The sequence below is a fragment of the Corynebacterium aurimucosum ATCC 700975 genome (assembly GCF_000022905.1).
GTDB classification, from domain to species: Bacteria; Actinomycetota; Actinomycetes; order Mycobacteriales; family Mycobacteriaceae; genus Corynebacterium; species Corynebacterium aurimucosum_F.
In genome coordinates this window covers 2,046,450-2,072,241 of the sequence record NC_012590.1, presented here as the reverse complement: position 1 = coordinate 2,072,241, position 25,792 = coordinate 2,046,450, and the positions used below count along the sequence as shown (strand labels likewise).

Here is a 25,792-nt window from a genome sequence, read left to right as displayed (position 1 = left end):
TGGGCTCTGTGCCAGAATGGAAGGCGCTGACAATTTAATAAAGACGAAGAGAATTTTTCAAAGACTCACTACCGTGTGGCGGCAACCTGCGCCCGGGGTGAGCACAACCTCAGGAGATTAGCCACTGATGGCATCCAAGAAGAAAACAGAAGAAGCACGTAGTGAATCGACGTTGGCCGCAGCTGTAGCGGGGATTGACCGCGAGGCGCTCGCCCCCAAAACCCGCCTCTATGCCCTGGCTAAACAGGTGGGCGTGGCCTCCAAGGAACTGGTGGCTCAGTTCGCACAGATGGGAATTAAGAAGTCTGCGCAGTCCTCGCTGACCCCGGAAGAGGTGGGCCAGCTTATCGACGCCCTCGTACCCGCCACCGAAACCCCCGAGCCGGCCGCAGCCGAGGGCAACCAGGTCGTGGCCGAGGACGCCGACCAGCCGGAGGGTTCGGCAGAGGACAAGCCCACGAAGACCGTCAAGAAGAAGCGCGCGAAGCGCGCGGTCAAACGCGTGAGCAAGGCAGGCAAGAAGGCTGAGTCGAAGGAGCAGACAGAGGAACCCACACCGGAAGAGTCTGCTGCGCAACCGGACGGCGCGGGGGAGTTCCAGGAAGCCGCGCCGGCACAGGATGCTGAGCAGGCCGCGCAACCGGAGCAGCTGAGCGAGGAGGAAGAGAAGCTGCGCGAGCGCGTGCGTAAGAACGTTGATAACGAGATTTCGCAGATCGTCGACAAAGTCGATGCCGAAATGCTGCACGAGGCGCTCGCCGAGGCCGGTGATAGCGACGAGGAGGACGACGACCTTACCCCGCTGATCACCCCGATGGCGGAGGAAGACCCAGACGTGTACGACTTTGCGCCAGTCTTCATGGCGCCGAAGATCACGCCGCTGTCCAAGCGTCAGAAGCCAGAAGAGCGCGAGGAGGAATCCGAGGAGGATACAGCGCCGGTAAGCCAGCCGTGCGGTCGTCGGCGCGGCAGCCGCGGCACCTCCCGTGGCCGCGGAGCAGAAGGCCGTGGGTCCGCCCGTGAGGAAGTCGAGCACATCGAAGAACCGAAGGCGATTAAGGGCTCGACCCGCATCGAGGCACAGCGCCGTCGCCGCGCGGAGCTGCGGGAGAAAGGCCGGGAGCGCCAGCACATTGTCTCCCAAGCGGAGTTCCTGGCTCGCCGCGAATCCGTCGAGCGCACCATGGTGGTGCGCGATAAACAACGCACCGACGGCGCGGGCATCATCACGCAGGTCGGCGTGTTGGAGGATGACCTTTTGGTCGAACACTTCGTCACGACCGAAACGCACCCGTCCCAGATAGGCAATATCTACTTGGGCCGTGTGCAGAATGTCTTGCCTTCGATGGAGGCGGCCTTCGTGGATATCGGACAGGGCCGAAACGGTGTGTTGTACGCGGGCGACATCGACTGGCGGGCCTTGGGGATTGGTGGGCGCAGCCGCAAGGTAGAAAACGCCTTGAAGTCTGGTGATCAGGTTCTCGTCCAGGTGGCCAAGGACCCCATCGGTCATAAGGGCGCACGTTTGACCACCCAGATCTCCCTGGCCGGTCGCTTCCTGGTGTACGTTCCCGGCGGGCGCAGCGCGGGAATCTCCCGCAAGCTGCCGGCACCGGAGCGCAAGCGCCTCAAGGGCATTCTGGAGCGCGTCATCCCAGGGGATGGCGGCGCCATCATCCGCACGGCCGCGGAAAACGTGTCGGAGGAGGACATTGCCTCCGACGTCAACCGCCTGCACTCCCTGTGGGAGGACATCAGCGCCCGCGCCGCGCATGAAAAGGCAACGAAGGGTGCCAAGCCGGTTACCCTATATGAAGAGCCGGATCTGCTCATCAAAGTGGTGCGCGACCTCTTTAATGAGGACTTCAGCACCTTGGTGGTGGATGGTAAGCGTTCCTACAACACGGTCAGCGCCTACGTGGATTCCATGGCGCATGACTTGGCCGACCGCGTGGTGCGCTATGACGCGCGCGAGCACGATGGTGAGGATGCCTTTAGCGCCTACCGCATCGATGAGCAGCTGCAGAAGGCTCTCGGCCGCAAGGTCTGGCTGCCGTCGGGGGGAACGCTCGTTATTGACCGGACGGAGGCCATGACGGTCATTGACGTCAACACGGGCAAGTTCACCGGCTCCGGCGGCAACCTCGAGGAGACGGTGACCCGCAATAACCTCGAAGCAGCCGAGGAGATCGTGCGCCAGATGCGCCTGCGCGATATCGGCGGCATGATCGTCGTGGACTTCATCGACATGGTGCTGCCGGAAAACCAGGACCTTGTGCTGCGCCGCCTCAAGGAAGCGCTGGGACGCGACCGGACTCGTCACCAGGTTTCTGAGGTCACCTCACTGGGCTTGGTGCAGATGACGCGCAAGCGCGTGGGCACCGGCCTCATCGAGACTTTCTCCACCGAGTGCGAGGCCTGCCATGGCCGGGGCATCATCATTCACGAGTACCCGGTTGATGAGGACCCCGAGGAGGAGAACTCGAAGCCGCAGCGCCGCGGCCGTAAGGAACGCCGTGCACCGCAGCGCGATCCGAAGAAGCACCCGGCCGCCGTCCGTATGCACCGCGACGATGAGGACGCCGCCGCCGAGCACGAAACTGCCACAGAAAAGGAAACTTCGCGCGACGACGACTCCTCCTTGGAGGAGCTCGTGGCCAACGTGGTCGTCGTCGACGAGGACGAGCCGGAGACCCCGGATAGCGCTTCCATTGGCTATGCCGTAGCGGAAAGCCTGGACGCGAAACGCTCGAAGCCGAAGCCGAAGTCGAAGGCGAAGCGCTCGCGCAAGCCGCGCCGGGCAACGCGTACCTTCCGGGAGCCACAGCGCGAAGAGACGAGTGAGGGCTCGCGCGCGAAGCACGGCAAGCGCGATGAGCACGCCGATGCGGAAAAGGCATCCCCGCAGCGCTCGGAGCAGACCTATGAAGAGGCCGTCGAGGCTTTTGAGAAGTCACCGCGCCGCAAGCGCCGCACGCGCGGAAACTCCCGTTCGGATATTCGCCCGAAGCGTGAAGACTTCGCGCAGGACGAGACCTCAGCAAAGGACGCTCAACTAGCCACCTCTAAGAAGGAGGCCAAGGCTGAGCGCAAGGGTGCGGAGCCGGGCGAGAACACGAGCGTGCGCGCGACCCGCAGCCGCGGCCGCCGCCGAGTGGTGCGCAAGATGGCACAGAGCCAGTCCACCCCGGCGTCGAATGATCGCGAACAGGGGAGCGAGGCGCAGCGGCGAGAGTCTTCCGCACAGACCACAGCGTCGAAGGCACGAAAGGGCGGGCGCGGGAGGCGTCGTGTAACACGGCGCAGGTCGCGCTAGAAAAGGCGTTTTGCCTTTTCGCCCCCTCACGGGGTAGTCTTTGACAGTCGCTGTTTAGACCATGAATGCGCTGGATGGGACGAACGCGGTTTTCGCGCGTCTCTCGCGGCTTATGATCTGAACGCAATTGTCCAATGTCCATTCGTTAGCGGCACCACCCAGCTGCTAGCGAGCCGAGTTTAGATAAGGGGTAGCCCTCTATGTACGCGATCGTCAAGACCGGCGGAAAGCAGTACAAGGTTGCTGAAGGTGACCTCGTCAAGGTCGAGAAGATCGAGGGTGAGCCGGGTTCCTCCGTTGCTCTCACCCCGGTTCTGCTCGTCGATGGCGCAACCGTCAAGTCGAAGGCCGCAGACCTGGAGAAGGTCTCCGTCTCCGCTGAAATTGTCGAGCAGGGCAAGGGCCCGAAGATCGACATCCTCAAGTACAAGAACAAGACTGGTTACAAGCGTCGCCTCGGTCACCGTCAGCCGGTGACCACGCTGAAGATTACCGGTATCAAGTAAGCCTTAACCGGCACTAATTCATCCCTGAAGGAGGGGAAACCACATGGCACACAAGAAGGGTGCTTCCAGCTCCAGCAACGGTCGCGATTCCGAGTCCAAGCGTCTCGGCGTCAAGCGCTTCGGTGGTCAGCAGGTTAAGGCCGGCGAGATCATCGTGCGTCAGCGCGGCACCAAGTTCCACCCGGGTGAGAACGTTGGTCGCGGCGGCGACGATACCCTGTTCGCTCTCGCTGCAGGCTCTGTTGAGTTCGGCGTCAAGCGTGGCCGTCGTCTGGTCAACATCGTTCCGGCTGAAGAGGCTGCTGCAGAAGCTACTGCCTAAGAGCTTCATGGCTTAATCCCGAGCTTTTTGCTCGGGATTTTGTCGTTTTCACGCGGTCGGCTTGGCGGGAGAGCGTGGAGAAAACTAAAGGGGCGTTGGCTTCAGATCCCCGGCAGCGCTCAACTAGGACGGTATGCCAGGAACCGTTAGACTAGCGGGCATGGCACGATTCATTGACCGAGTGGTTTTGCACCTGCAGGCAGGCGACGGCGGACACGGCTGCGCCTCCGTTCACCGCGAAAAGTTCAAACCGCTCGGCGGGCCCGATGGCGGCAACGGCGGCCACGGCGGAGACATCCTGCTGGAGGTCTCAACCCAAATCCATACACTGATGGACTTCCACTACCGCCCGCACATCAAGTCCGAGCGCGGCGGCAACGGTGCTGGCGACTGGCGCAACGGTGCGCGCGGTAAGGACCTCATCCTGGAGGTACCGGCAGGCACCGTGGTCTACACCGAGGATGGGGAGATGCTCGCGGACCTCACGGTCCCGGGAACCCGCTTCGTGGCCGCGGAGGGTGGATTCGGCGGACTTGGCAACGCAGCACTGGCCTCCGCAGCCCGCAAGGCCCCGGGCTTTGCGCTGCAGGGAGAACCGGGTGAGGCGCGCGATCTCATCTTGGAGCTGAAGTCTATGGCGGACGTCGGCCTCGTCGGATTCCCCTCTGCGGGTAAGTCCTCGCTCATTTCGGTGCTCTCGGCGGCCAAGCCGAAGATCGGTGATTATCCTTTCACCACCCTCCAGCCCAACCTGGGCGTGGTGGACATGGGCCATGAGTCTTTCACCATGGCGGATGTTCCGGGCCTGATCCCAGGGGCCGCCGAGGGCAAGGGCTTGGGTCTCGACTTCTTGCGTCACATCGAGCGCACCGCGGTGCTCGCTCACGTGGTGGACACCGCCTCCATTGAGCCGGGCCGCGATCCGCTTTCCGATATCGAGGCGCTGGAGACCGAGCTGGCCAAGTACCAAGAGCTGCTGGAGCAGGACACCGGACTGGGTGATCTACGAGAGCGCCCGCGCGTCATCATTCTCAACAAGGCAGACGTTCCTGAGGCCGAAGAGTTGGCGGAGTTCGTCAAGGGTGACCTCGAGGAGAAGTATGGCTGGCCGGTCTTCACCATTTCCGCCGTCGCGCGCAAGGGCCTTGACCCACTCAAATACAAGCTCATGGAGATGGTCAACGAGCACCGCAAGGCCCAGCCTAAGGTCGCCGCGGACAAGAACCACACCATCATTCAGCCCAAGTCCGTGGGCAAGAAGAAGGGCAGGTTCGCCGACTTCACCGTCACCCCAGACCCCGAGGTGGAAGGCGGCTTCATTGTCGAGGGCGACAAGATCGACCGCTGGATCCGCCAGACCGACTTCGAAAACGACGAGGCCGTGGGCTACCTCGCGGACCGTTTGGCCAAGGCCGGCGTCGAAGAGGAACTGCACCGCCAAGGCGCGCAGGAAGGCTGCCCGGTGACCATCGGGGATATCACCTTCGAGTACGAACCTATGGCTGGTGGCCGCGCTACCGATGCTGGCCGCGGCCAGGATGGTCGCCTCATGAGCACCGAGCGAGTCTCCGCGGCCGAGCGCAAGCGCGCCTCCCAGGCACGCCGCGGCCTCGTGGACGAGTTCGACTTTGGCACAGATGGAGAGGTCACGCGCGAGTCCGCAAACCGCGATCGCTGGCAGGGCTAGCCCGGTATACTGAGCCGGTATGTCATCCGAACACGACAACCAGATCGACTATCCTCTTCCCCTCGAACCCTTCGAGGGGCCAACCCCGGATATGGACTATCCGGAGACGACCACGCTATCGGAAAAATCCAGCGGCTTCTCCTCACCCCTGCGTGAGGAGATCTCCAAAGCCAAGCGCATCGTCATCAAGATCGGCTCCTCCTCGCTGACGCGCGATGACTTCGTGACCTCGACTGAGAAGATCGACAAGATCGTCGATGCCGTGTGCGCCCGCATGAATGTCTCGGACATCATCATTGTCTCCTCCGGTGCGGTGGCCGCGGGCATGGGCCCGCTGGGCCTGACCACGCGCCCCACCGATTTGGCCACCAAGCAGGCAGCTGCCGCGGTGGGTCAGGTCCACCTCGCCTACGAGTGGGGCGTGTCCTTTGCCCGCTACAACCGCACCATTGGGCAGGTGCTGCTGACTGCGTCGGACGTCGGCAAGCGCGATCGCGCCCGCAACGCCCAGCGCACCATTGACCGCCTGCGCCAGATGCGCACGGTGCCCATCGTCAACGAGAACGACACTGTGGCCACCTCCGAGATGCACTTCGGCGATAACGACCGCCTTTCCGCGCTCGTGGCCAACCTGGTCGGCGCGGATGCCCTCTTCCTCTTCTCCGACGTGGACGGCCTCTACGACAAGAACCCGGCCGAGCCGGACGCCAAGTTCGTGGAGGAGGTGCGCACCGGCAAGGACCTCAAGGCGGTCGTGGCCGGCGATGGCGGCAAGGTCGGCACCGGCGGCATGGCCACGAAGGTCTCCGCTGCCCGCCTGGCCACGCGCGGCGGCATCCCGGTGCTGTTGACCTCGGCGGATAACATCGGGCAGGCGCTTGACGACGCCTCCGTCGGCACCGTCTTCCACACCCGCGAGGAGCGCCGCCTGTCCGCATGGAAGTTCTGGGCGCTCTACTGCGCGGATACCGGCGGCTCCTTGCGCCTCGACGAGGGCGCCATGGAGGCCGTGGTCCGCGGCGGAAACTCCCTGCTGGCCGTGGGCATTACCGACATTAAGGGCGAGTTCAACGCCGGCGAGATCGTGGACATCATGGGCCCCAAGGGCCAGGTCATCGGACGCGGCGAGGTGGGCTATGACTCCACCACGCTGCACAACCTGCTGGGCAAGCAAACCGAGGAGCTCCCGGAGGATATGCGCCGCCCCGTTGTTCACGCTGATTACCTGTCCAACTTCGCCTCCCGAATTTAATGCGTTATTTCATGGGCCCCGACGTGTGGGCAGCAACCGTGGCAGATATCGATGCTGCCGGGCACCAGCGTGTCGGGAGCTTGGAGGAGGCGGAGGTCTTTGTGAACACCGCCTCCGATCCGGCGCAGACCCCGGAGATTCCGGAGAACATCCAGTGGGTGCAATACTGCTTCACTGGGGTGAACCGCCATATCGAGGCCGGGCTCATCCGGCGGGATGGCCTGCCGTGGTGCAACTCCGCCGGCGCTTTTGCCAAGCCCGTGGCGGAATCCGCGCTGGGGCTCATGCTCTCCCAGGCGCACCACCACAAGGCTTTCGCCCTGGCGAAGTCGTGGTCGGTGGCGCGTGAACTCGATGAATCCCAGGCTTGGCTCTATGAGCAGCAGGGGCCAACGCGCGTGCTCATCGTGGGCGCGGGAGGCATCGGAAAGCAGCTCATGGCCTACCTCGCGCCCTTCGGCGCGCATATCACTGCGGTGAACCGCTCGGGCCGCCCAGTGGACGGCGCGGACGCAACACTGCCCATCGAGCGCATCGACGAAGCATGGGGCGAGGCGGATTTCGTGGTGAGTATCCTGCCAGCGACGGCCGCCACGGAAGCTCTCTTTGATGCCGCAGTGTTCCGCGCCATGAAGCGCTCGGCGGTGTTTATCAACGTCGGCCGCGGCAGCACCGTGGTGACTGATGATCTCGTGGACGCACTGCGCACGGGCGAGATTGCCGGAGCGGGCCTTGAGGTCATGGATCCGGAGCCGCTTCCGGATGGCCACCCGCTTTATGATCTCCCCAACGCCACGCTGACCCCGCACATGGCGGCCTCGGATCACGTGGCCCAGTACCACTTGGGTGCTATCTTCAATGCCAACGCCGCCGCGTGGGAGCGCGGCGAAGAAATGCCCACGCGCGTCGACCCGGACGCCGGCTACTAAAAGGAGGATGTTCATGAAGTACGCCATCGAACCGCACCCCTGGGAGGAAACCATCGAGGTGCTCGATGCCGCGGGCTTTGAGCGCGCCCCGCTTGATGAAGCCTCCTTCCTCATCTACACAGGCAACGGCACTGATTTCCCGGACCCGCTGCCGGAGAACATCGGTTTTGTGCAGATTCCTTCGGCGGGCGTGGATCATGTCTTGGATGCTATGAAGACGACCACCGTGCCGTGGTCGAACGCCGCCGGCGTCTATGACAACACGGTGGCGGAATCCACCATCGCGCTGCTTTTGGCGCAGCTGCACGCGCACCGCCGCGTCAACGGCACGTTTGATTCCTATGCAGAGATGGAGGCGCACACTTCCTATCTCTACGACGATAAGACGGTGGCCATTATTGGTGCGGGTGGCATTGGCAAGCGTCTGATCAGCATGCTCTCCGGTTTCGGGCCGCGCCTCATCGCGGTCAACCGCTCCGGCAACCCGGTCGAGGGTGCGGAGGAGACCTACCCGATTTCCCAGGTGGAGAAGGTGTGGCCGAAGGCAGATTACTTCGTCCTTATCGCTCCGCTGACCCCGGAGACCCGCCACATGGTGGACGCGGAGGCTTTTAAGCAGATGCCGGAGCATGCCGTGGTGGTTAACGTGGGCCGCGGCCCGCTCATCAAGACCGAGGACCTCGTTGCGGCACTGGAGGCAGGGGAGATCGCGGGTGGGGCACTCGACGTCACCGACCCTGAACCGCTGCCAGAGGATCACCCGCTGTGGCAGGATAAGCGCGTGGTTATTACCCCGCACATTGCTAATACGCAGCGCTCCGTGCGTGAGAAGATTGGCGCGCACACCATCAAGGTGGCCAAGGCTTTCGCGGCGGGGGAGGAGCTGCCTACTCTGGTTGACCCGAAGGCAGGCTATTAATGGAGAACCCCGATATCCGCGTTGGTGATGCTGAGCGTTCAGCGGCCCTGGAACAACTGAGCCAGCACTTCGTCAACGGCACGTTAGGCCCCGATGAATTCGAGCAGCGTACCGGTGAGGCCGCCGCGGCGCGCACACGCGGGGACGTCGAAAAGCTCTTTGCGGACCTGCCGGAGCTTTCCACCCCCAGCGCCACAACCCCCGCACGCCGCCACGAGGCGGAGTTGGAGGATATGCTCGCCCGCGGACGCAAGGTCCAGATGGCGGATTCTGTCATTTGGTCGGTGGCGATGATCGCGCTCTTCCTGGGCCTCTTCGTCTTCGACTGGAGTTATTTCTGGATCTCGCCCGTCATCGCGTTCTTCGCTTCCTGGGCTGCGCGCGGGGTGTTGAAGTTCAGCGAATCAGATGAAGAGCTCTTCGATGAGCTTTCCGAAGGAGAAAAGAAAAAGCGCGCCGAGCGCCTGCGTGCCGCCGCCGAGCGCCGCCGCGAGCTCGAGGCCTAACTAAAAGCCGATCCGCTCCCATAGCTACACAAAATCCCTGACAAGCGGGCAGACCTTCCGTACGCTGGTATGGCATGAGCAACACCGAACGTGAAGAAGTTCTGTCCAAAGCCCGCGCCGCCAAGGCGGTGGCGCCACAGTTCGCGCAGCTGCCCACCCCGCGCAAGAATGAAATCCTCAACCGCGCCGCGGAAAACCTTATCGCGCACACCGAGGACATCCTCGCTGCTAACCAGCTCGATATCGAGGCCGGCCGCGCTAATGGCATGTCCGAGTCCCTCATCGACCGCCTGTCGCTGGATGCTGCCCGCATCGAGGGCATTGCCGGCGGCCTGCGCCAGGTAGCCTCCCTCCAGGACCCGGTAGGGGAGATCCTGCAGGGGCGCACCATGGATAACGGCATCCAGATGAAGCAGGTCCGTGTGCCGCTCGGCGTGATGGGCATGGTCTACGAGGCCCGCCCCAACGTCACCGTTGATGCCTTCGGCTTGGCCCTAAAGTCCGGCAACGTGCCGCTGCTGCGCGGTTCCAAGTCCGCGAAGAATTCCAACGCCAAGCTCGTGGAGCTCCTCCAGGACACCCTTATGGAGTTCGATCTGCCGCGCGAAGGTGTGCAGCTTCTGCCCTGTGAGACCCACGATTCCGTGCAGGATCTCATCACCGCCCGCGGCTTGGTGGACCTGGTCATCCCCCGTGGCGGCGCGCGCCTCATCAACGCTGTGGTGGAAAACGCCACCGTCCCCGCCATCGAGACCGGTACCGGCAATTGCCACTTCTACGTCGATGCCTCCGCTGACCTGGACAAGGCCATCGATATGGTGATCAACGGCAAGACCCGCCGCACCTCGGTGTGCAATGCCACGGAGGGTGTGCTGATCGACGCCGCGCTTGACGACGCCTCCAAGCTCCGCATTATCACCGCCCTCCAGGAGGCAGGGGTCACCATCCACAGCGATGTCAAGGAGCTCGAAGCCTTCGGAGTTAAGGACGCAGTGGAGGCCACCGACGAAGAATGGCGCGAGGAATTCCTCTCCATGGATATCTGTGCCAAGGTCGTCGACGGTGTTGATGGCGCCATCGCGCACATCGCCGAGTACACCACCGGCCACACCGAAGCCATTGCGGCCCAGGACGCTGATGTGCTGCTGACCTTCGCCAACGAGGTGGATGCCGCAGCAGTCATGCTCAACGCCTCCACCGCGTTTACGGATGGTGAGGTCTACGGCATGGGCGCAGAGATTGGCATCTCCACCCAGAAGCTGCACGCGCGCGGCCCGATGGCTTTGCCGGAGCTGACGTCTACCAAGTGGGTGCTGCAGGGCACCGGCCAGACCCGCCCCTAGGGACAGCTAGAAAAGCTACTCGAAAGCTACTCGAAAAGAATTTTTCGAGGCTGACCTGCGCAAAACAATCTACTCGAAAAGTTTTCGAGTAGGATGTTGCTCTGTGAGTGCGCAGCGAAACTTTCACAAAGAGCCACAGTTGCTTTTGAGTGTGCCCGAAGATCAATGGTTCGATCGTAAATCGTTCCGAATCAAGCCCAAGGATTTGGCCAAGACAATCGTCGGAATGGCGAATGCCGAGGGCGGTGTTGTTGCGGTGGGGATTACGGATCGTGAATTCGATGGCCGCCCCACAGCAGGGCAAGGGAACGATTTGCGGCAGACCGCGTTGGATCATACGGATCCGACCGTTAGGGTTCGGATCGAAATACTCGAAATTAACGAAGACGTCGAGGTGTTCCTCTTTCACGTGCTGCCCAGTGAGCGCGTCCACTATTTAAAGTCAGGCGAGTGCTACCTGCGGGTGGGGGATGAGTCTCGGCACCTGAAGGCCGACGACATCCTTGAGCTTCGATATACCAAGGGCGAGCAGCAATACGATGCTACGGTGCCGGCGCATGCTAGTCCGGATGATCTCGATATGTCCTTGGTCGAAGATTACGCTGACATTATTGGTTCTGCATCCGGTGCAGATTCACTTCGAGCGCGAAATCTGATTGACCGCCAGGGGCGTCCGCGGTCGGCCGCGCTCTTGCTGTTTGGAAAGAATCCGCAAGAATTTTTCCCGAATGCTCACATTCGAGTACTTCGCTTTGCAGAAGATGAGCGCTTGCCGGGTCAGCAGCAACAGTTGGTGGAAGACTATCGCTTTGATGGTCCCGTGCCCGAGCAGATTCGTGCAGCACAACAAGTAATCGGTGAGATGTTGCCGACGGTTCGTAGACTGTCGGGTGCGGGACTATTCGAGGATGAGAATCTCATTCCACATGATGTGTGGCTAGAAGGATTGGTTAACGCCGTTGTGCACCGTTCGTACAGTATGGCGGGTGATCACATTCGCTTTGAGGTGTACCCCAGTCGGATTGAGATCTCTAGCCCCGGACGCTTTCCGGGCCTCGTTGATCCTGCTAAGCCTGAATCGATAGCTCGTTTCGCGCGCAACCCCCTCATCGCACGCGTTACTGCTGAGTTGCGCATCGGCCAAGAACTGGGTGAAGGGATTCGCCGTATGTTCGCTGGGATGCGCCGCGTCGGTTTTGCGGATCCCTCTTATATGCAAACGAGTGGCAGCGTTGTTTTGACGCTGAAGGCAATTCAACGATTGAACGAGCAAGTCTTGAAGGATTTGCCCCGCCATTCTGAAGGAGCGTTGGCAGCATTGGAAACGAGCGCACGCCCAATGTCTACCGGGGAAGTGGCTGAAGCTCTTGGTGTGTCAATCCCTTCTGTACGCCGTGCATTACAGGCCATGCGTGGCAAGGGGCTTGTGAAATGGAGGGGAAATGGTCCGCGCGATCCGAGGGCAGTGTGGTTTGTTGAAGGGCCTTTTGGATGAGCTGGGCAGAGCTCGAAATGCTACTCGAAAGCTACTCGAAAAGAATTTTTCGAGGTTGACCTGCGCAAAACAATCTACTCGAAAACTTTTCGAGTAGATTGTGTGCTTTGCGCGGGGTTCGTGCTGCGCGCCGGGGGAGCACTGGGTATTCTAAAGCGCGGTAATAACAAAGAACTGAATGGTGCCTTCTCCCATGCTGTCCCGCATTGCTTCCTCCGTGGCCGCCGCCGTCATGGCCGTGTCCGCCATTATTGTCCCGCAAACCATCTCTGCAGCCGCCGCGCACGCTGACGAACAGTGCCCCGCAGTGGTCGTCGTTGCCGCGCGCGGCTCCGGCCAAAACGGTCAGGTCTACCCCACGCAGTATTCGAACCAGGGCGGCCGCGCCTCCAATGGATGGGAGGGCGAATCCATCCGCGCCATGCTGCAGGGCGCCGAGGCACGCTACCAGGCCACTCACGGCGGCAACTCGCTGATGAAGGACGTCTACGTGCTGGGCCTGGAGCCGCAGTACTATCCGGCGACCTACCCGGAATACTCTGTTCCGAACGAGTCGGTTCCGAACACCGCGGCTGACCTCGTGCGCCTGGCCACGCAGTACGCCAACCCAGTCATCAACACCGCAGTCTCCGCCATCAACCAGTTCTTGTACTCCGTGCAGACCGGCAAGCGCGGCGTGACCAGCGCGATCAACAGCTATGAAGCCGCCACCGGTTGCCACCCGCAATACATCCTGTCCGGCTACTCCCAGGGCGCCATGATCCTGGCCAACCACGAGGCGGAACTGGCCCACCGCGGTCAGCTCGCAGGCGTCGTGACCTTTGGCAACCCGCTGACCCGCGCCGGCGATCCGGCCGTTGTCGGCGCGACCCAGGGCGCGGGCGGCCCGATGGGCCACTTCCCGCAGCTGCGTGCCAACGTCAGCCGCGTGGACTACTGCCTGCCCCTCGATGCCGTGTGCGATCTCTCCGCCCATACCCTCTACGCCGCCAAGCCTACCGGCGGCTCCCATGGCCAGTACTTCTTCACCAACCACCAGTGGGATAACCAGGTCTACGATTCCATCGGCCGCATGGTAGACAGCGTTCGTTTCCGCTAAACAGAAAGAATGAAGTCTCTTTCCTTTCGTGTTTCCTGTGTAGCTGCCGCCCTTGGCACGGCGGCGTCTCTTCTCAGCGCGCCGGTGGCGTCGGCGGGCGGCGTTGAAACCTGCCCCGAGACCGTGGTGCTCGTCGCACGCGGTTCGGACCAAAACGAAGAGCAAGGCGAATACGTGGGACCGCAGCGCTACTCCGCGCACGCACCAGAATCCACGGGCTTTGAGGGGCGCAACTTTGCCGCCCTGTTTCATCAGGTAGAGCAGCGCCACCCAGGTGCAATGGATGACGTGTACGTCCTGGCGCTGGATCCGGAGGCTTATCCCGCGGCCATGAACCTGCCACCCTTGGCGCAGGAGGGCGAGGACTTAGGCCCGCTTCAGCTGGTGCAGCGGGCGCTCGGGATCCTACAGCAGCACTCCCTCGGGGAGATGGCATATTCGGTGACGTTTGGGGCCATCGATAGTCTGCGTACCGGCGCGCGCAACGCACCGAAGGTGGTGGACAACTATGAGACCACCACCGGTTGCCACCCGCGGTGGGTAGCTGCCGGCTACTCGCAGGGCGCGCTCGTCGCAACGAGCGTGGAGAGCTATTTGGCCGAGACCGGGCGCCTGCAGGCCATGCTCACTTTCGGCAACCCGCTTCACCAGGTCCCGTGGGCTAAAAATCGCGCCGGGCTCCCTGGGAACCGCTCTGTCGATTACTGCCTCGACGGTGATTTCGTGTGCGATTTTTCCCTCGACGCCGCTAACCGTGCTCTAGCCACCAAGGCTGAGCGCCACGCCTCCTATTTCTTGGGGGAGCCTTCCGAACAGGACGTGCAGGTCATTGATTCGGTGGCCGGTATACTCACCAGCCATGACTAGTCCACAACGCATCGGCATCATGGGTGGCACCTTCGACCCCATCCATAATGGTCACCTCGTCGCCGCCAGCGAGGTAGCTCACCGCTTCCGCCTCGACACGGTGGTCTTCGTCCCCACAGGTCAGCCCTGGCAGAAGGCCGATAAGCAGGTCACCGCCGCCGAGCACCGCTACCTGATGACCATGGTGGCCACGGCGTCGAACCCGCGCTTTACTGTCTCGCGTGTGGACATTGACCGCGAGGGGCCCACCTACACCATCGATACGTTGCGTGATTTGCGCGGAATCTTCCCGGACGCCGAACTCTTCTTCATTACTGGTGCCGACTCGGTGGCCTCCATCATGAGCTGGCGCAACTGGGAAGAGATGCTGGAAATGGCCCATTTCGTTGGTGTGACCCGGCCCGGCTATGAGCTGCGCAAAGACATGCTGCCGGAGGATTCTCAGGATGATATCGAGCTGATTGAGATTCCCGCCATGGCCATTTCCTCCACTGATTGCCGCGCTCGCGCCCAGCAGGGCCAGCCGGTGTGGTACCTCGTACCGGATGGGGTAGTGCAATACATTGCCAAGAATCACCTTTATAGCCCGCACCCGGAAAAGCCCCTGTAGCCTCCGCGCATTCTCGGGGGAATTCGACTAGGAAAATGAGCCTTGTCGTGTAAGACTAGAGATCTTAAGAAAACGTACTTGTGTAGGGATTGTCATGTCGATTACTGATGAAGCACGCCAGATGGCGGAAACCGCCGCCTTGGCTGCGGATGAAAAGTTGGCCACCAACATCGCCGCTATCGAAGTTTCCGACGTGCTGGCGATTACCGAGGTCTTCGTCTTGGCCTCCGCCGATACCGAGCGCCAGGTGGGGTCCATCGTGGAGGAAGTCGAAGACGAGCTGACCAAGAAGGGCTTTGAACCCAAGCGCCGCGAAGGCAATCGCGAGAACCGTTGGGTCCTGCTGGACTATGGCCCCATCGTGGTCCACGTTCAGCGCAACGATCAGCGCGAGTTCTACGGCTTGGACCGCCTGTACCACGACTGCCCGCTTCTCGACATCCCCGGTCTGGACACCCCGGAACGCCCCGGCGAGTGGTCTAATGAAGTCAACCCGCGCGACGTGGACTCGATCGATGAGATTCCCCTGGCCCAGCCAGAGCCGGAAGACGACGAATTATGACCCGCCGCCTCCTCCTCATCCGCCACGGCCAAACGACGTATAACGCCACCGGCCGGATGCAGGGGCACTTGGACACCGAGCTGTCGGACGTAGGCTACTCGCAGGCGCGCGCCGCCGCCGACCTGCTGGAGGGCAAAGACATCACCGCGATCGTCTCCTCGGATCTCATCCGTGCGCGCGAGACCGCGGAGATCATTGCTCGGGGTTTGGGGCTTGAGGTGTCCGTCGATAAGCGCCTGCGCGAAACCCACCTGGGTGAGTGGCAGGGGATGACCTCGGCTGAAGTGGATGAGCAATTTCCCGGGGCGCGTGCGCTGTGGCGCCACGACCCCACCTGGGCGCCGCCGCAGGGTGAGAGCCGCGTCGACGTGGCTAACCGCGCGCGCCCCGTTATTGATGAGCTCATGCAGAAGCATTCGCAGTGGGATGAGGGTGCGGTGCTTGTCGTCGCGCACGGCGGTGCTATTTCCGCGCTGACCTGCCACCTTTTGGGTCTTGAGCACCATCAGTATGGAATCCTCTCCGGTTTGAAGAACACCCACTGGTCGCAGCTGACCGCGCGGCCCGAGTTCGACGCAGCTCGTCCGCTCTCCCCGCTGGAATTCACCCCGGAGAACGTTAGCCGTGCCCAGTGGTACTTCGACGGCTGGAACATGGGTGGCGCTGTCGTTGGTGGTGCAGGGGCGGACGTCTAGTGATTCGCGTCGTCACCGATTCTGCCGCGGGCTTGCCGGCGGATATCGTCGAGGAGCTCGACATTTGTGTTGTCGATCTGCACGTCATGGAAAGCCACGGCAAGGACGGCGCGGAGCTGTCCACCTCGGGTCTGACTGCCCTCGAATTGGCCGCTTTATACGGCCGTCAGATGGAACGCTCCGGCGATGACGGGGTGCTGGCCATCCACCTGTCGAAGGAGCTGTCGTCGACGTGGTCGGCGGCGGTGACTGCTTCTGGCGTTTTCCCCGATACCGTGCGCGTTATCGATTCCGGTACCGCCGGCATGGCGATGGGCGCGGCTGCCATGGCGGCGGCCAAGCTTGCCCAGGAAGGCGCCTCACTCGACGAATGCTATGCCGCAGCCATCAACACCCTTGAGCGCGGGCACACCTGGGTCTACCTCAACTCAACGGAGGAGCTTCGCCGTTCCGGGCGCATGTCTGCGGCCACGGCGATGCTGTCCACCGCCCTGCTGGCCACCAAGCCGATCATGGCCATTCAGGGCGGCAAGCTGGAGATGGTGGGCAAGACCCGCACCCAAACCAAGGCCTTTACCAAGCTCGTGGACCTGGTGGCCTCCCGTGCGGAGGGCAATCCGGCGTTCATTGCGGTGCAGTACAACGAGGATAAGGTCTCGGCCCGCCGGCTGGAGGACCTGCTGCGCTTGGCGCTGCCGGATTCCTCTTTCATGCTGGTGCCGCTTACCGACGTCCTCTCCGTCCACGTCGGCCCCGGAGCCATCGGCGTCTCCGCGGTCTTTAGCTGACGTTGTTGATGCCTTCAACAAGTTATCCACAGGCTGCGGCTTAAGCCCTCGACGGGGGTGAAGGCGCTTACGTAGCGTCGCGGGCATGAATGCCATTGCTGATCGCCTCCGTGACCTCACCCGCCCGACAGGCGAAGAAGAACTGCTCAACGTCGATTTCCCGCGCGTGCGCGTGCCACCCTGGCTGGCGCTTGTCGCGGCGGGCGTGGCCGGCGTCGCGCTCCTGGCCTGGCTGGGGATGAGCCGTAGCGCGGAGAACCCCTATGAGGTGGCCGCGCCGAGCAGCGAGGTAGCGGCCGATATCGTGGTCTCGGTCGTAGGCGAGGTAGAGCAGCCCGGGCTGGTGACCTTGGCGCCGGGCGCGCGCATCAACGACGCCCTCGAGGTGGCGCGCCCGCGCGTGCCCACCGATAACCTCAACCTGGCGCAGAAGCTTAACGACGGCGAGCAGATCACCGTCGGCGGACCACCCAACGCCCCTGACGCCGCGGGGGAGGGCCTGGTGTCCCTCAACGCTGCCAGCGAGGAGGAGCTGACAGAGCTGCCCGGCATAGGGCCGGCCACGGCCGCGGCGATTATTGCGCACCGCGAGGAGGTCGGCAGCTTCACCACCGTGGAGCAGCTCATGGATGTCTCCGGCATCGGTCCGGCGAAGTTTGCGCAGCTGAAGGATAAGGTCCGTCCGTGAGGGAACTGCGGCTCGTGCCCGCCGCGGTGGTGGCATGGCTGGCCACGCTCTCAGTACTTTTCGGGCATCCGTGGCTGTTGTGCGGGCTCGTGCTCTTCGCTTTCGCGCGCGGTCAGTGGCGCGGCCAGGGCATCTTATGCGTGGCGAGCGGAGTCATCTTCGCCACCCTGACGTATGTGCGCTCGGTGCGCGCCGCGGCGTTTCACTTCGGCTCGGAGGTGACAGGAAAGCTCACGGCCGACCCGATTCAGACGGCATCCGGGTGGATGGTGCGCTTGCGAGTGCCCGGCTACCCGGCGCAGCTGCCGGTCTTCCTCAAAGAAAAACCGGAGGCCTTCGGCGGTTCGCTGGTGACGGTGCACGGCCACCCCGGTCCCTCGGATCAGGTAGGGGTGGGCACAACCGTCTTTAGCGGCGAGCTCACCGCGCATTCTCATAGCTGGACGGCAGCGGTGGCAGACAACTTCCGCGCTGTGTGCGATAACGGACTGATCCCCGGCATGGTGCTGGGCGATACTAGCCTGCAAAGCCCCGAGGATCAGCAGCTCTACATCGATACAGGGCTATCGCATTTGAGCGCCGTGTCCGGCTCCAACGTTGCTATCGTGTGCACGGCGGCGGCGTTGGTGGTGTCGGGGCAGCGGGTGCGGGTGGGGGCGTCGGCAAGCGCGTTGGCGTTATTCGTAGCACTGGTGGGGTGGGAGCCCTCCGTCCAACGCGCCACCGTCGCCGGGCTGGCGGGGCTGGTGGCGGTGCTGAATTCTTCGAGGATGGAGCCGCTGCACGCGTTGTCTCTCGGCGTGCTCTTTTTGCTCGCGGCGGATAGCGACCTAGCCGTCAGCTTCGGCTTCGCGCTCTCCGTGGCGGCCACCGCCGGCATCGTGGTGCTCAGCCCGCTGTTGCTGCGGGTGCTGGGGACTGGCATCGTTGCGCGCGCCTTCGCCGTGGCCATCGCCGCGGATATCGTGACCATGCCGCTCATCGCGTTGATGACGGGGCGGGTCTCGGTGGTCTCTGTGATTGCTAACGTGCTGGTGGCGCCCGTCGTGCCGGTCATCACCGTCGTGGGGCTCATCGCCGCCGCGCTCGCACAGGTGGGGCTGGGCAGGCCGCTGGTTATCCTCATCGAACCGCTGGCGGACTGGATCCACCTTGTTGCCTCCGCCATGCCGGTGACCACCGTGGCGGCGGGGCCCGTCGCGATGCTCCTTTTCTGTGGGTGGGTCATTGCGGCGTTGCTAAGATGACAGGCATGTCTTCAGCCCCCGTGCACCTCATCCTCGGTGATGATGAATTCCTGGCCGAGCGCGCCCGCCTGAGCATCCAACACGGCGAGGTAACCAAGCTCAAGGCCTCCGAGGTGAGCGAAGGCGAAATCCTGGAAGCGACCAGCCCCTCGTTGTTCGGGGAAGACCGCGTCATCGTTATCAGCGACGTGGAGAGGGCCGGCAAGGAGGTCACGAAGATACTTCTCGATGCCTGCGCCAACCCCATGCCCGGCATCACGCTCATTTTGCTGTACTCGGTGACGGCGAAGACGCTGAAGAAAAAGAAGAAGCCGCCGGAGCTCATCGCGGCGCTGCGCAAGACGGCCGAGGTACATGAGGTCTTCTCCCTCTACCCGAACGAACTCGCGCAGTGGGCGACCCGCGAGTTCGCCTCGCATGGGGTGCGGCCTACACCGGATGTGGTGCAGGCGCTTCTCGACGGCGTCGGCTCCGACCTCCGCGAACTCGCCTCCGCCATCTCGCAGCTGGTCTTCGACACAGGCGGCAAGGTAACCCGCGAGGCGGTGCACGCGTATTACGTGGGCGTGGCTGAGGTGGCCAACTGGGATATTGCGGATGCTGCTGTGGCTGGTCGCGTGGAGGCGGCGGTTTCCACGTGCCGTCGGGCGCTGCAGTTGGGGGCGAGCCCTGTGGCCATCGCCTCGGCGCTGGCGAATAAGGTGGGCAATATCGCGCGGCTCTACTCTGCGCGCGGGGATCAGTATTCGCTGGCCTCCCAGACCGGTATGGCGCCATATGCGGTGAAGCTCACCCAACCGGTGGCGCGGCGTTGGTCGGGGGAGAATATCACCAAGGCCGTCATCCTCATGACGGAGCTGGATGCCGCGGTCAAAGGACAGGGTGGCGACGAGTCCTTCGCCATCGAGGCGGCCGTTAAACGGGTGGCGGAGCTGGCGCGCTAGACTAACCCTCCATGGATGATATCCAGAACTTTGCTACCAAGCTTTTCGACTTTGCCCGCAACGGCGATGTCACGCTGCTCGAGTACATCAAGCAGGGCGTTAACGTGGACATGGTGAACCAGGACGGGCAGTCCTTCATCATGCTCGCCTCCTACCACGGTCACGCGGAGCTGGTGCGCCAGCTCGCCGCGGCGGGGGCCGACGTCAACCTCCTCAACGATCGCGGCCAGTCTCCGCTGGCCGGGGCGATTTTTAAGAAGGAGGACGCGGTGATCGACGCCCTTCTTGCCGCCGGCGCCAACCCCACCGCCGGCCAGCCTAATGCCCTCGACTCGGCCCGCATGTTCGGCCGCGAGGATCTCCTCGAGCGCCTGTCATGAGCTGGTCCGCGTTTGCGGCCATCCTCCTCATGAATCTCGTCGGTGCGGCAGCCCCCGGCCCCGACATCGTTCTGGTGACGCGCTATGCCACGCGCTCGCGCCGCCACGCCATTGCGGCGGCAACCGGCATCCAGGTAGGCGTGCTGTTCTGGTGCACGCTGACCGTGTTCGGCGCGGCCGCCCTGCTTACCGCCTTCCCTGGCGTCCTCTCGCTGATTCAGGTGATCGGTGGTTGCTTCCTGGTGTTCATGGGCGTGCTCTCCATTCGCTCTGGGTTGGAGCTGCGCAAGCAGCCGCCCGTCGATGAGGAAGAGGCGGCCGCTCGCTTGGGCTCGGTGGGCAAGGTCTTCCGCACGGGTTTGGCCACCAACTTGTCTAACCCGAAGATCGTGCTCTTCCTCGCCGCTATGGTCGCCCCGCTGTTGCCGCCGCATCCGCCGGTGTGGGTATCGGTGGCGCTGGTGTTGAGCTTGTCGCTGTCGAGCTACCTGCTTTTCGTCTTCCTCTCGACGGTGATTTCTACCCGCGCGATTCGCCGCCGCCTCCTGGCCGCCGGCCCGTGGATTGACATCGCCTCCGGCGTTTTCTTCGTGGTGGCTGGCTGCGCCCTGGTGTGGGCCGGCATTCAAGCCACCTAACCCGTCCCACTTCGGGCAGCGCCTTAGGCGCTGGTTCCGCTCCGCCTAGCATCTTGGCACTGGCGCCGCCGAGCTGCGGTCTAGGCCTGTTCGAGGAGCTCCGCCAGCCACTGCGACCACGCCGCCACCGTGGCGGAGCGGCGGCGCAGGGTCGTCTCACCCAGGCCCAGGTCGGCCGCCCGCATGAAGACCATTGCCTCTTCTTTATCCACCGCTCGGCCCGTATCCACGACGTGCCGCACCATGTCCCGGAACACCGGGCGGCAGGCCAGTGCCTCGATGAGGGTGAGGTTGCGTTCATCGCGGGTGCCGTTGAGCTTGCTCAGGCCCAAGTAGCGGGCGGCGTTGGTGTAATAATCCGCCTGGCGTGGGGTAAAACCAAATTCCTCGGGCATCTCCGCTTTGTCCACTGGGTTCTCCAGCAGGCTGATGACTCGCGCAAAGGAGTCCGCCTGGGGGAAAGGAACGCGCGTGTCCTCGACCTGCGTGCGCGCCAGCACCGCGCGCACCGTCGCCTCAGTCAGGCCAGACTCGCCCAAAACATAGCGCGCCGCGCTGACCAACTCGATGCTGCGGAAGTCCTCCGGCTGCCTAAACGCGTAGCGGTAGAAGTGGAAGATGCCGTTGGAATACACCAAGTACACCGGCACGACGTCCTTCTCCAAGGCCAGCGAGAAGCGGCGGAACGGGAAGTAGAGCTGGCGAATGTTGAAGTCGGGGGAGAGGTGGTTCTTCGCCTCCACGAGCACGAGGTGCTCGGCGGACTCGAAGCCGGCATCAATCTCCATCTGGGCGCGGTCTACTTCGATATCGCGCCCGCCGACCCGCATGGGCAGCCTGAGCGTCGACATGCGCCCGCTGACCGTCGGTACCAACTCACCGCCCAGGAAATCATCAAGCATGCCGCTTAAGCTCGCCGCGGTGAGTGCTGCGGCCTCCGAGGTTAGGTTCTCGAAGTCGATGGACTGGATGTGCCGCGGAACCGGCATCGACTTCAGCGGCCCGGCCTGCTCCGGGAAGGGCTGGTATAGGTCAAAGCGGCCAATCAGATAGGCATCGCGGCGAATCGGCAGCATGGACAACCCGTGCTGTCGAAAGACCTCGGGGCGCGCTGCCGAAAAGTCGTGCTTGGCCATCAACCGCGGCTCGCGGCCCGATAGCTCCTTAAGTTTCGCGGCGGGCAATACCGCAAAGCCCTGGTCCGCGATGTCGGCGGCGATGTGGGGGTAGACGAGGTCCCAGGCGGCGTCGTTAAGCATAATTGCGCACGAGCACCTCATCGACCTTGCCGCGCTTCGAGGCCACGGAGTTCACCGCGCGCGTGGCCCCCACGATGTCGATGTGGTAGTCCGCGTACAGCTCCTTGATGAAGTCCGTCGCCGAATTCGACAGCAGGAACTTCACCCCGCGGGCGTTGAGGTCGTCGCAGGTCTCCTTCAGCCGAATCTGATCTGCGCGGCCAAAACCACCCGACTGGTAGCCGGTGAAATTGCTCGTGGGGTTGACCGGATCATAGGGCGGATCGAAGTAAACGAAATCCCCCTCGTTGGCCTCCACCGCGGCATAGTCGCCGTTATAGAACGTCACGTTGTGGGAGGATAGGTACTCCGAGACCGCGCGCAGATTGGGTTCATCGCAAATCTTCGGGTTGGCATAGCGGCCAAATGGGGCATTGAACTGGCCGGCGTTATTCACCCGATAAAGCCCGTTGTAGCAGGTCTTATTCAGATAAATCGTGCGGGCAGCCCGTTCGACGGGGCTCAAGTGCGCAAAACCCGGCTCGCGGTCGCGGGCGCGCATCTCGTAGAAGAATTCCGAATCATTCGGATAGCCCTTTAACAGGGCGATGAGCTCGTCCACGTTATCGCGGACCACCTCGTAGACGGTGATGAGCTCGGTGTTCAGGTCATTAACCCGGGCGCGTTCGGGCGCTAAAGAAAAAAGAACCGCTCCGCCGCCCAAGAAAGGCTCGACATAAGTGTCGAAGCTCTCGGGCAGCACGGAGTGGATAACGGGTAGCAGTTGACGCTTTCCCCCCACCCACTTCAGGAGCGGTTTCATTTAGGCCATCTTGTTGAAGGCGGTGGCCATGCCGGACTTCTTGTTAGCCGCGGTGTTGCGGTGGAAGACGCCCTTAGACACGGACTTGTCCAGTGCGCGGGAGGCAACGCGCAGCTGCTTCTCGGCTGCAGCCTTGTCGCCAGCGGCGACGGCCTCACGGAACTTGCGGATCTCGGTACGCACGGCGGAGCGTACGGACTTATTGCGCTGACGCGACTTCTCGTTGGTCAGGATGCGCTTCTGCTTGGACTTGATGTTTGCCATCGTTATACCTCTTAGAGTCGTAGGAATATGCAACCGAGGAAGGCGGACCCAAGGTCCTGACCGCCAGCGTGCCCCGGCATCCCAAAAAATTTAGCAGGGAGCGGGCCGAATCCCCAAATCAGGCCCAGTGATAGCGTGAGCGCAGCCGGTTGGCAATGCGTTCGAAGCGGCGTTCCGGGAAAAGCGTGCCCTGTCGGCGGCATTGTTCCTCGGAGATTTCCAGCACGCGGTCCATCCGCACCCAGCACTGCCGGCCGGATTCGTCCCATTCGCCGGTGCCGATATCGAGCCACTCTTCTTTGTTGGCGTGGCCCGGGTTGGAGGAGATAAGCAGGCCCAGGACGGTGGTGCGCGTGCGCGAGACAATCAGCACGGCGCGCTCGCGCGGTGGGGACTGCTTGCCATCCGAGGGCGCCCATACCCACACGACTTCCCCGGAGTCCGCCTGCCCGTCCATGTCGGGGGTGAAGAAGACGCTGCGCGGATGGGCCGCGGCACACTCGACGCGAATGTCGGCGGCTTTGCGGGGTTCCGTCACGGAATCATTCTGGTTTAGCCCTAGGCCTTCGGTGATGCGCTCGAGACCGACGTCGACAGGCTCAGGGCCTCCGATACCGAGAATGCGTGCCAACCTAGACATGTCGTCTATTCTAAACACATGTCTACAAACTTCGCGGCCACTACGTTTACGGATCCGTCCAAGATCCGAAACTTTTGCATTATCGCCCACATCGACCACGGCAAGTCGACGCTGGCTGATCGCATCCTGCAGTTGTCGCAGGTGGTGGAGGAGCGCGACATGCGCGACCAATACCTCGACAACATGGATATCGAGCGTGAGCGCGGCATCACCATTAAGGCGCAGAACGTGCGCCTGCCCTGGATTCCTCGCTCCGGTGAGTTCGAAGGCCAGGAGATCGTCATGCAGATGATCGACACTCCCGGCCACGTGGACTTCACCTACGAGGTCTCCCGTGCGCTCGAAGCCTGTGAAGGCGCCATCCTGCTTGTCGACGCCGCCCAAGGCATCGAAGCCCAAACCCTGGCCAACCTCTACCTGGCCATGGAAAATGACCTGGAGATCATCCCGGTCCTGAACAAGATTGACCTGCCCGCGGCCGACCCGGAGAAGTACGCCCTCGAGATTGCCCACATCATCGGCTGCGAGCCGGAGGAGGTGCTGCGCGTGTCCGGCAAGACCGGCGAGGGCGTGCCGGAGCTGCTGGATAAGGTGGCTGAGCTCATCCCGGCGCCGACGTCCGAGTTCGGCGAGGATGCCCCGGCCCGTGCCATGGTCTTCGACTCTGTCTACGACACCTACCGCGGCGTGGTGACCTATATCCGCATGATGGATGGCAAGCTGACCCCGCGCCAGAAGGTCACCATGATGGCCACGGGTACCAACCACGAGCTGCTGGAGGTGGGCATCGTCAGCCCCACCATGCAGAAGTGTAAAGGCCTGGGCCCGGGCGAGGTGGGCTACCTCATTACCGGCGTAAAGAACGTGCGTGAGACCAAGGTGGGTGACACGATTACGTGGGCGTCGAATGGCGCGAGCGAGCCCCTCAAGGGCTACGCCGACCCGAACCCCATGGTCTACTCCGGCTTGTTCCCCATCTCCCAGGCGGACTTCCCGGATCTGCGTGACGCGCTGGAGAAGCTGCAGCTTAACGACGCCTCCCTCACCTTCGAGCCCGAGACCTCCGTCGCCCTAGGCTTCGGCTTCCGCTGTGGCTTCTTGGGTCTGCTGCACATGGAAATCACGCGCGACCGTTTGGAGCGCGAGTTTGGCTTGGACCTGATTTCCACGGCACCGTCGGTGACCTACCGCGTGGTGGCAGAGGACGGCGAAGAGTCCATGGTGCACAATCCGTCGGACTGGCCCGGTGGCAAGCTTCGTGAGGTCTACGAGCCGATTGTGAAGATGACCATCATCGTGCCGGAGGAATTCGTGGGTTCGACGATGGAGCTGTGCCAGTCCAAGCGCGGCCAGATGGGCGGCATGGACTACCTGTCTGAGGACCGCGTGGAGCTGCGCTACACCATGCCGCTGGGTGAAATCATCTTCGACTTCTTCGACATGCTGAAGTCCCGCACCAAGGGCTACGCTTCCCTCAACTATGAGGAGGCCGGCGAGCAGCTGGCGGACCTGGTGAAGGTGGATATCCTGCTTAACGGTGATCCTGTGGATGCTTTCTCCGCGATTGTGCACCGCGATTCCGCGCAGTGGTACGGCAATAAGATGACGAAGAAGCTCAAGGAGCTCATCCCGCGCCAGCAGTTCGAGGTGCCCGTCCAGGCGGCCATCGGTTCGAAGATCATCGCGCGTGAGAATATCCGCGCCATGCGCAAGGACGTGTTGGCCAAGTGCTACGGCGGCGATATTTCGCGTAAGCGCAAGCTGCTGGAGAAGCAAAAGGCCGGTAAGAAGCGCATGAAGTCCATCGGCTCCGTTTCAGTGCCGCAGGAGGCCTTCGTCGCGGCGCTGTCCACGGACGCTGAATAGGGGGACCGTCGCCAAGCTTGGCATCGGGCCTGCAAAACCATCAGCGCGGCCACGGCGGGTGCTTAAGGGCACTGCCGGCAGCCGGTACTGATTACACTGCCGGCGCAGGCCCCACGCCCACGCACTGGCGCAGGTTCACCCCGCGCCGGCTCACGCTTCGACGGTCCT

At 62.9% G+C, this 25,792-nt stretch carries 26 protein-coding genes; 22 read left to right on the top strand and 4 right to left on the bottom strand.

The window, feature by feature from the left end; genetic code table 11:
- Nucleotides 1-127: 127 nt before the first annotated feature.
- The 21 genes from CAURI_RS09740 (at nt 128) to CAURI_RS09640 (ending at nt 20,793) form a co-directional block, all read left to right on the top strand.
- On the top strand, nt 128-3,316 hold the full coding sequence (locus tag CAURI_RS09740) for a translation initiation factor IF-2 N-terminal domain-containing protein (protein ID WP_010190887.1): 3,189 nt from the start codon (nt 128-130) through the stop codon (nt 3,314-3,316).
- Nucleotides 3,317-3,516: 200 nt separating this feature from the next.
- Entirely contained in the window at nt 3,517-3,822 is a 306-nt protein-coding gene (rplU, locus tag CAURI_RS09735) for a 50S ribosomal protein L21 (protein WP_010190885.1), read from the top strand.
- 43 nt (nt 3,823-3,865) lie between these two features.
- The gene (gene rpmA / locus CAURI_RS09730; protein WP_010190882.1) at nt 3,866-4,144 is read left to right on the top strand and encodes a 50S ribosomal protein L27; all 279 of its coding nucleotides are present in this window, start codon (nt 3,866-3,868) and stop codon (nt 4,142-4,144) included.
- A 160-nt stretch (nt 4,145-4,304) separates the two neighbouring features.
- Entirely contained in the window at nt 4,305-5,831 is a 1,527-nt protein-coding gene (obgE, locus tag CAURI_RS09725) for a GTPase ObgE (protein ID WP_010190880.1), read from the top strand.
- 91 nt (nt 5,832-5,922) lie between these two features.
- The gene (proB, locus tag CAURI_RS09720) at nt 5,923-7,083 is read left to right on the top strand and encodes a glutamate 5-kinase (RefSeq protein WP_236660873.1); all 1,161 of its coding nucleotides are present in this window, start codon (nt 5,923-5,925) and stop codon (nt 7,081-7,083) included.
- Complete coding sequence (locus CAURI_RS09715) at nt 7,083-8,012, top strand: D-isomer specific 2-hydroxyacid dehydrogenase family protein (RefSeq protein WP_012715207.1); 930 nt, start codon at nt 7,083-7,085, stop codon at nt 8,010-8,012. The genes proB and CAURI_RS09715 overlap by 1 nt, the downstream gene beginning before the upstream one ends.
- Before the next feature lie 13 nt (nt 8,013-8,025).
- Entirely contained in the window at nt 8,026-8,931 is a 906-nt protein-coding gene (locus tag CAURI_RS09710) for a D-isomer specific 2-hydroxyacid dehydrogenase family protein (RefSeq protein WP_010190875.1), read from the top strand.
- Nucleotides 8,931-9,437 carry a DUF1707 SHOCT-like domain-containing protein gene (locus CAURI_RS09705; RefSeq protein WP_010190874.1) on the top strand — a complete coding sequence of 169 codons (507 nt, stop codon included), beginning with the start codon at nt 8,931-8,933 and terminating at the stop codon, nt 9,435-9,437. Before CAURI_RS09710 ends, CAURI_RS09705 begins: the two co-directional genes overlap by 1 nt.
- A gap of 74 nt (nt 9,438-9,511) precedes the next feature.
- Nucleotides 9,512-10,780, top strand: a complete 1,269-nt coding sequence (locus CAURI_RS09700; RefSeq protein WP_010190873.1) for a glutamate-5-semialdehyde dehydrogenase — start codon at nt 9,512-9,514, stop codon at nt 10,778-10,780.
- Between the two features lie 103 nt (nt 10,781-10,883).
- Entirely contained in the window at nt 10,884-12,275 is a 1,392-nt protein-coding gene (locus tag CAURI_RS09695; RefSeq protein ID WP_010190872.1) for an ATP-binding protein, read from the top strand.
- Nucleotides 12,276-12,453: 178 nt separating this feature from the next.
- Nucleotides 12,454-13,374, top strand: a complete 921-nt coding sequence (locus CAURI_RS09690) for a cutinase family protein (RefSeq protein WP_010190871.1) — start codon at nt 12,454-12,456, stop codon at nt 13,372-13,374.
- Nucleotides 13,375-13,383: 9 nt separating this feature from the next.
- Nucleotides 13,384-14,241: a cutinase family protein gene (locus tag CAURI_RS09685; RefSeq protein ID WP_010190870.1), complete on the top strand. Its 858-nt coding sequence runs from the start codon at nt 13,384-13,386 to the stop codon at nt 14,239-14,241.
- Nucleotides 14,234-14,851 (top strand): nicotinate-nucleotide adenylyltransferase, encoded by a 618-nt coding sequence (nadD, locus tag CAURI_RS09680; protein WP_029159020.1) that lies wholly within the window; start codon nt 14,234-14,236, stop codon nt 14,849-14,851. The genes CAURI_RS09685 and nadD overlap by 8 nt, the downstream gene beginning before the upstream one ends.
- Nucleotides 14,852-14,945: 94 nt before the next feature.
- Nucleotides 14,946-15,413, top strand: coding sequence for a ribosome silencing factor (gene rsfS / locus CAURI_RS09675; RefSeq protein WP_010190866.1), 468 nt, complete (start codon nt 14,946-14,948; stop codon nt 15,411-15,413).
- Nucleotides 15,410-16,108: a histidine phosphatase family protein gene (locus tag CAURI_RS09670; protein WP_010190865.1), complete on the top strand. Its 699-nt coding sequence runs from the start codon at nt 15,410-15,412 to the stop codon at nt 16,106-16,108. The genes rsfS and CAURI_RS09670 overlap by 4 nt, the downstream gene beginning before the upstream one ends.
- Nucleotides 16,108-16,896, top strand: a complete 789-nt coding sequence (locus CAURI_RS09665; protein ID WP_010190864.1) for a DegV family protein — start codon at nt 16,108-16,110, stop codon at nt 16,894-16,896. The genes CAURI_RS09670 and CAURI_RS09665 overlap by 1 nt, the downstream gene beginning before the upstream one ends.
- An 85-nt stretch (nt 16,897-16,981) precedes the next feature.
- Entirely contained in the window at nt 16,982-17,584 is a 603-nt protein-coding gene (locus CAURI_RS09660; protein ID WP_010190863.1) for a helix-hairpin-helix domain-containing protein, read from the top strand.
- On the top strand, nt 17,581-18,831 hold the full coding sequence (locus CAURI_RS09655; protein WP_010190862.1) for a ComEC/Rec2 family competence protein: 1,251 nt from the start codon (nt 17,581-17,583) through the stop codon (nt 18,829-18,831). Before CAURI_RS09660 ends, CAURI_RS09655 begins: the two co-directional genes overlap by 4 nt.
- Complete coding sequence (gene holA, locus CAURI_RS09650) at nt 18,828-19,775, top strand: DNA polymerase III subunit delta (RefSeq protein ID WP_012715204.1); 948 nt, start codon at nt 18,828-18,830, stop codon at nt 19,773-19,775. Before CAURI_RS09655 ends, holA begins: the two co-directional genes overlap by 4 nt.
- Nucleotides 19,776-19,786: 11 nt before the next feature.
- Complete coding sequence (locus CAURI_RS09645; RefSeq protein ID WP_010190860.1) at nt 19,787-20,155, top strand: ankyrin repeat domain-containing protein; 369 nt, start codon at nt 19,787-19,789, stop codon at nt 20,153-20,155.
- On the top strand, nt 20,152-20,793 hold the full coding sequence (locus CAURI_RS09640) for a LysE family translocator (RefSeq protein ID WP_010190859.1): 642 nt from the start codon (nt 20,152-20,154) through the stop codon (nt 20,791-20,793). The genes CAURI_RS09645 and CAURI_RS09640 overlap by 4 nt, the downstream gene beginning before the upstream one ends.
- A gap of 80 nt (nt 20,794-20,873) precedes the next feature.
- On the opposite strand, the gene CAURI_RS09635 is transcribed toward CAURI_RS09640, so the two are convergent.
- From CAURI_RS09635 to CAURI_RS09620, 4 genes are all read right to left on the bottom strand, one after another.
- Nucleotides 20,874-22,052, bottom strand: a complete 1,179-nt coding sequence (locus tag CAURI_RS09635) for a type II restriction enzyme (protein WP_010190858.1) — start codon at nt 22,050-22,052, stop codon at nt 20,874-20,876.
- Nucleotides 22,045-22,854 carry a DNA adenine methylase gene (locus CAURI_RS09630; protein ID WP_010190856.1) on the bottom strand — a complete coding sequence of 270 codons (810 nt, stop codon included), beginning with the start codon at nt 22,852-22,854 and terminating at the stop codon, nt 22,045-22,047. The genes CAURI_RS09635 and CAURI_RS09630 overlap by 8 nt, the downstream gene beginning before the upstream one ends.
- Nucleotides 22,855-23,118 carry a 30S ribosomal protein S20 gene (gene rpsT, locus CAURI_RS09625; protein ID WP_010190855.1) on the bottom strand — a complete coding sequence of 88 codons (264 nt, stop codon included), beginning with the start codon at nt 23,116-23,118 and terminating at the stop codon, nt 22,855-22,857.
- Between the two features lie 118 nt (nt 23,119-23,236).
- The gene (locus CAURI_RS09620; RefSeq protein WP_010190854.1) at nt 23,237-23,758 is read right to left on the bottom strand and encodes a type II toxin-antitoxin system PemK/MazF family toxin; all 522 of its coding nucleotides are present in this window, start codon (nt 23,756-23,758) and stop codon (nt 23,237-23,239) included.
- 18 nt (nt 23,759-23,776) lie between these two features.
- Between CAURI_RS09620 and lepA the strand changes: the two genes are divergently transcribed.
- The gene (lepA, locus tag CAURI_RS09615) at nt 23,777-25,624 is read left to right on the top strand and encodes a translation elongation factor 4 (RefSeq protein WP_010190853.1); all 1,848 of its coding nucleotides are present in this window, start codon (nt 23,777-23,779) and stop codon (nt 25,622-25,624) included.
- The last annotated feature ends 168 nt before the right edge of the window (nt 25,625-25,792 follow it).

Excerpts from the sequence above, each read along its gene's own strand:
- CAURI_RS09685 (WP_010190870.1), top strand. The coding sequence starts at position 13,384 with ATGAAGTCTCTTTCCTTTCGTGTTTCCTGTGTAGCTGCCGCCCTTGGC.
- CAURI_RS09740 (WP_010190887.1), top strand. The coding sequence starts at position 128 with ATGGCATCCAAGAAGAAAACAGAAGAAGCACGTAGTGAATCGACGTTG.
- CAURI_RS09700 (WP_010190873.1), top strand. The coding sequence starts at position 9,512 with ATGAGCAACACCGAACGTGAAGAAGTTCTGTCCAAAGCCCGCGCCGCC.
- CAURI_RS09620 (WP_010190854.1), bottom strand. The coding sequence starts at position 23,758 with ATGTCTAGGTTGGCACGCATTCTCGGTATCGGAGGCCCTGAGCCTGTC.
- CAURI_RS09670 (WP_010190865.1), top strand. The coding sequence starts at position 15,410 with ATGACCCGCCGCCTCCTCCTCATCCGCCACGGCCAAACGACGTATAAC.
- lepA (WP_010190853.1), top strand. The coding sequence starts at position 23,777 with ATGTCTACAAACTTCGCGGCCACTACGTTTACGGATCCGTCCAAGATC.
- obgE (WP_010190880.1), top strand. The coding sequence starts at position 4,305 with ATGGCACGATTCATTGACCGAGTGGTTTTGCACCTGCAGGCAGGCGAC.
- nadD (WP_029159020.1), top strand. The coding sequence starts at position 14,234 with ATGACTAGTCCACAACGCATCGGCATCATGGGTGGCACCTTCGACCCC.
- rpmA (WP_010190882.1), top strand. The coding sequence starts at position 3,866 with ATGGCACACAAGAAGGGTGCTTCCAGCTCCAGCAACGGTCGCGATTCC.
- holA (WP_012715204.1), top strand. The coding sequence starts at position 18,828 with ATGACAGGCATGTCTTCAGCCCCCGTGCACCTCATCCTCGGTGATGAT.
- CAURI_RS09640 (WP_010190859.1), top strand. The coding sequence starts at position 20,152 with ATGAGCTGGTCCGCGTTTGCGGCCATCCTCCTCATGAATCTCGTCGGT.
- rsfS (WP_010190866.1), top strand. The coding sequence starts at position 14,946 with ATGTCGATTACTGATGAAGCACGCCAGATGGCGGAAACCGCCGCCTTG.
- CAURI_RS09660 (WP_010190863.1), top strand. The coding sequence starts at position 16,982 with ATGAATGCCATTGCTGATCGCCTCCGTGACCTCACCCGCCCGACAGGC.
- CAURI_RS09645 (WP_010190860.1), top strand. The coding sequence starts at position 19,787 with ATGGATGATATCCAGAACTTTGCTACCAAGCTTTTCGACTTTGCCCGC.
- rpsT (WP_010190855.1), bottom strand. The coding sequence starts at position 23,118 with ATGGCAAACATCAAGTCCAAGCAGAAGCGCATCCTGACCAACGAGAAG.
- CAURI_RS09630 (WP_010190856.1), bottom strand. The coding sequence starts at position 22,854 with ATGAAACCGCTCCTGAAGTGGGTGGGGGGAAAGCGTCAACTGCTACCC.
- CAURI_RS09705 (WP_010190874.1), top strand. The coding sequence starts at position 8,931 with ATGGAGAACCCCGATATCCGCGTTGGTGATGCTGAGCGTTCAGCGGCC.
- CAURI_RS09635 (WP_010190858.1), bottom strand. The coding sequence starts at position 22,052 with ATGCTTAACGACGCCGCCTGGGACCTCGTCTACCCCCACATCGCCGCC.
- CAURI_RS09715 (WP_012715207.1), top strand. The coding sequence starts at position 7,083 with ATGCGTTATTTCATGGGCCCCGACGTGTGGGCAGCAACCGTGGCAGAT.
- proB (WP_236660873.1), top strand. The coding sequence starts at position 5,923 with ATGGACTATCCGGAGACGACCACGCTATCGGAAAAATCCAGCGGCTTC.
- CAURI_RS09690 (WP_010190871.1), top strand. The coding sequence starts at position 12,454 with ATGGTGCCTTCTCCCATGCTGTCCCGCATTGCTTCCTCCGTGGCCGCC.
- CAURI_RS09710 (WP_010190875.1), top strand. The coding sequence starts at position 8,026 with ATGAAGTACGCCATCGAACCGCACCCCTGGGAGGAAACCATCGAGGTG.
- rplU (WP_010190885.1), top strand. The coding sequence starts at position 3,517 with ATGTACGCGATCGTCAAGACCGGCGGAAAGCAGTACAAGGTTGCTGAA.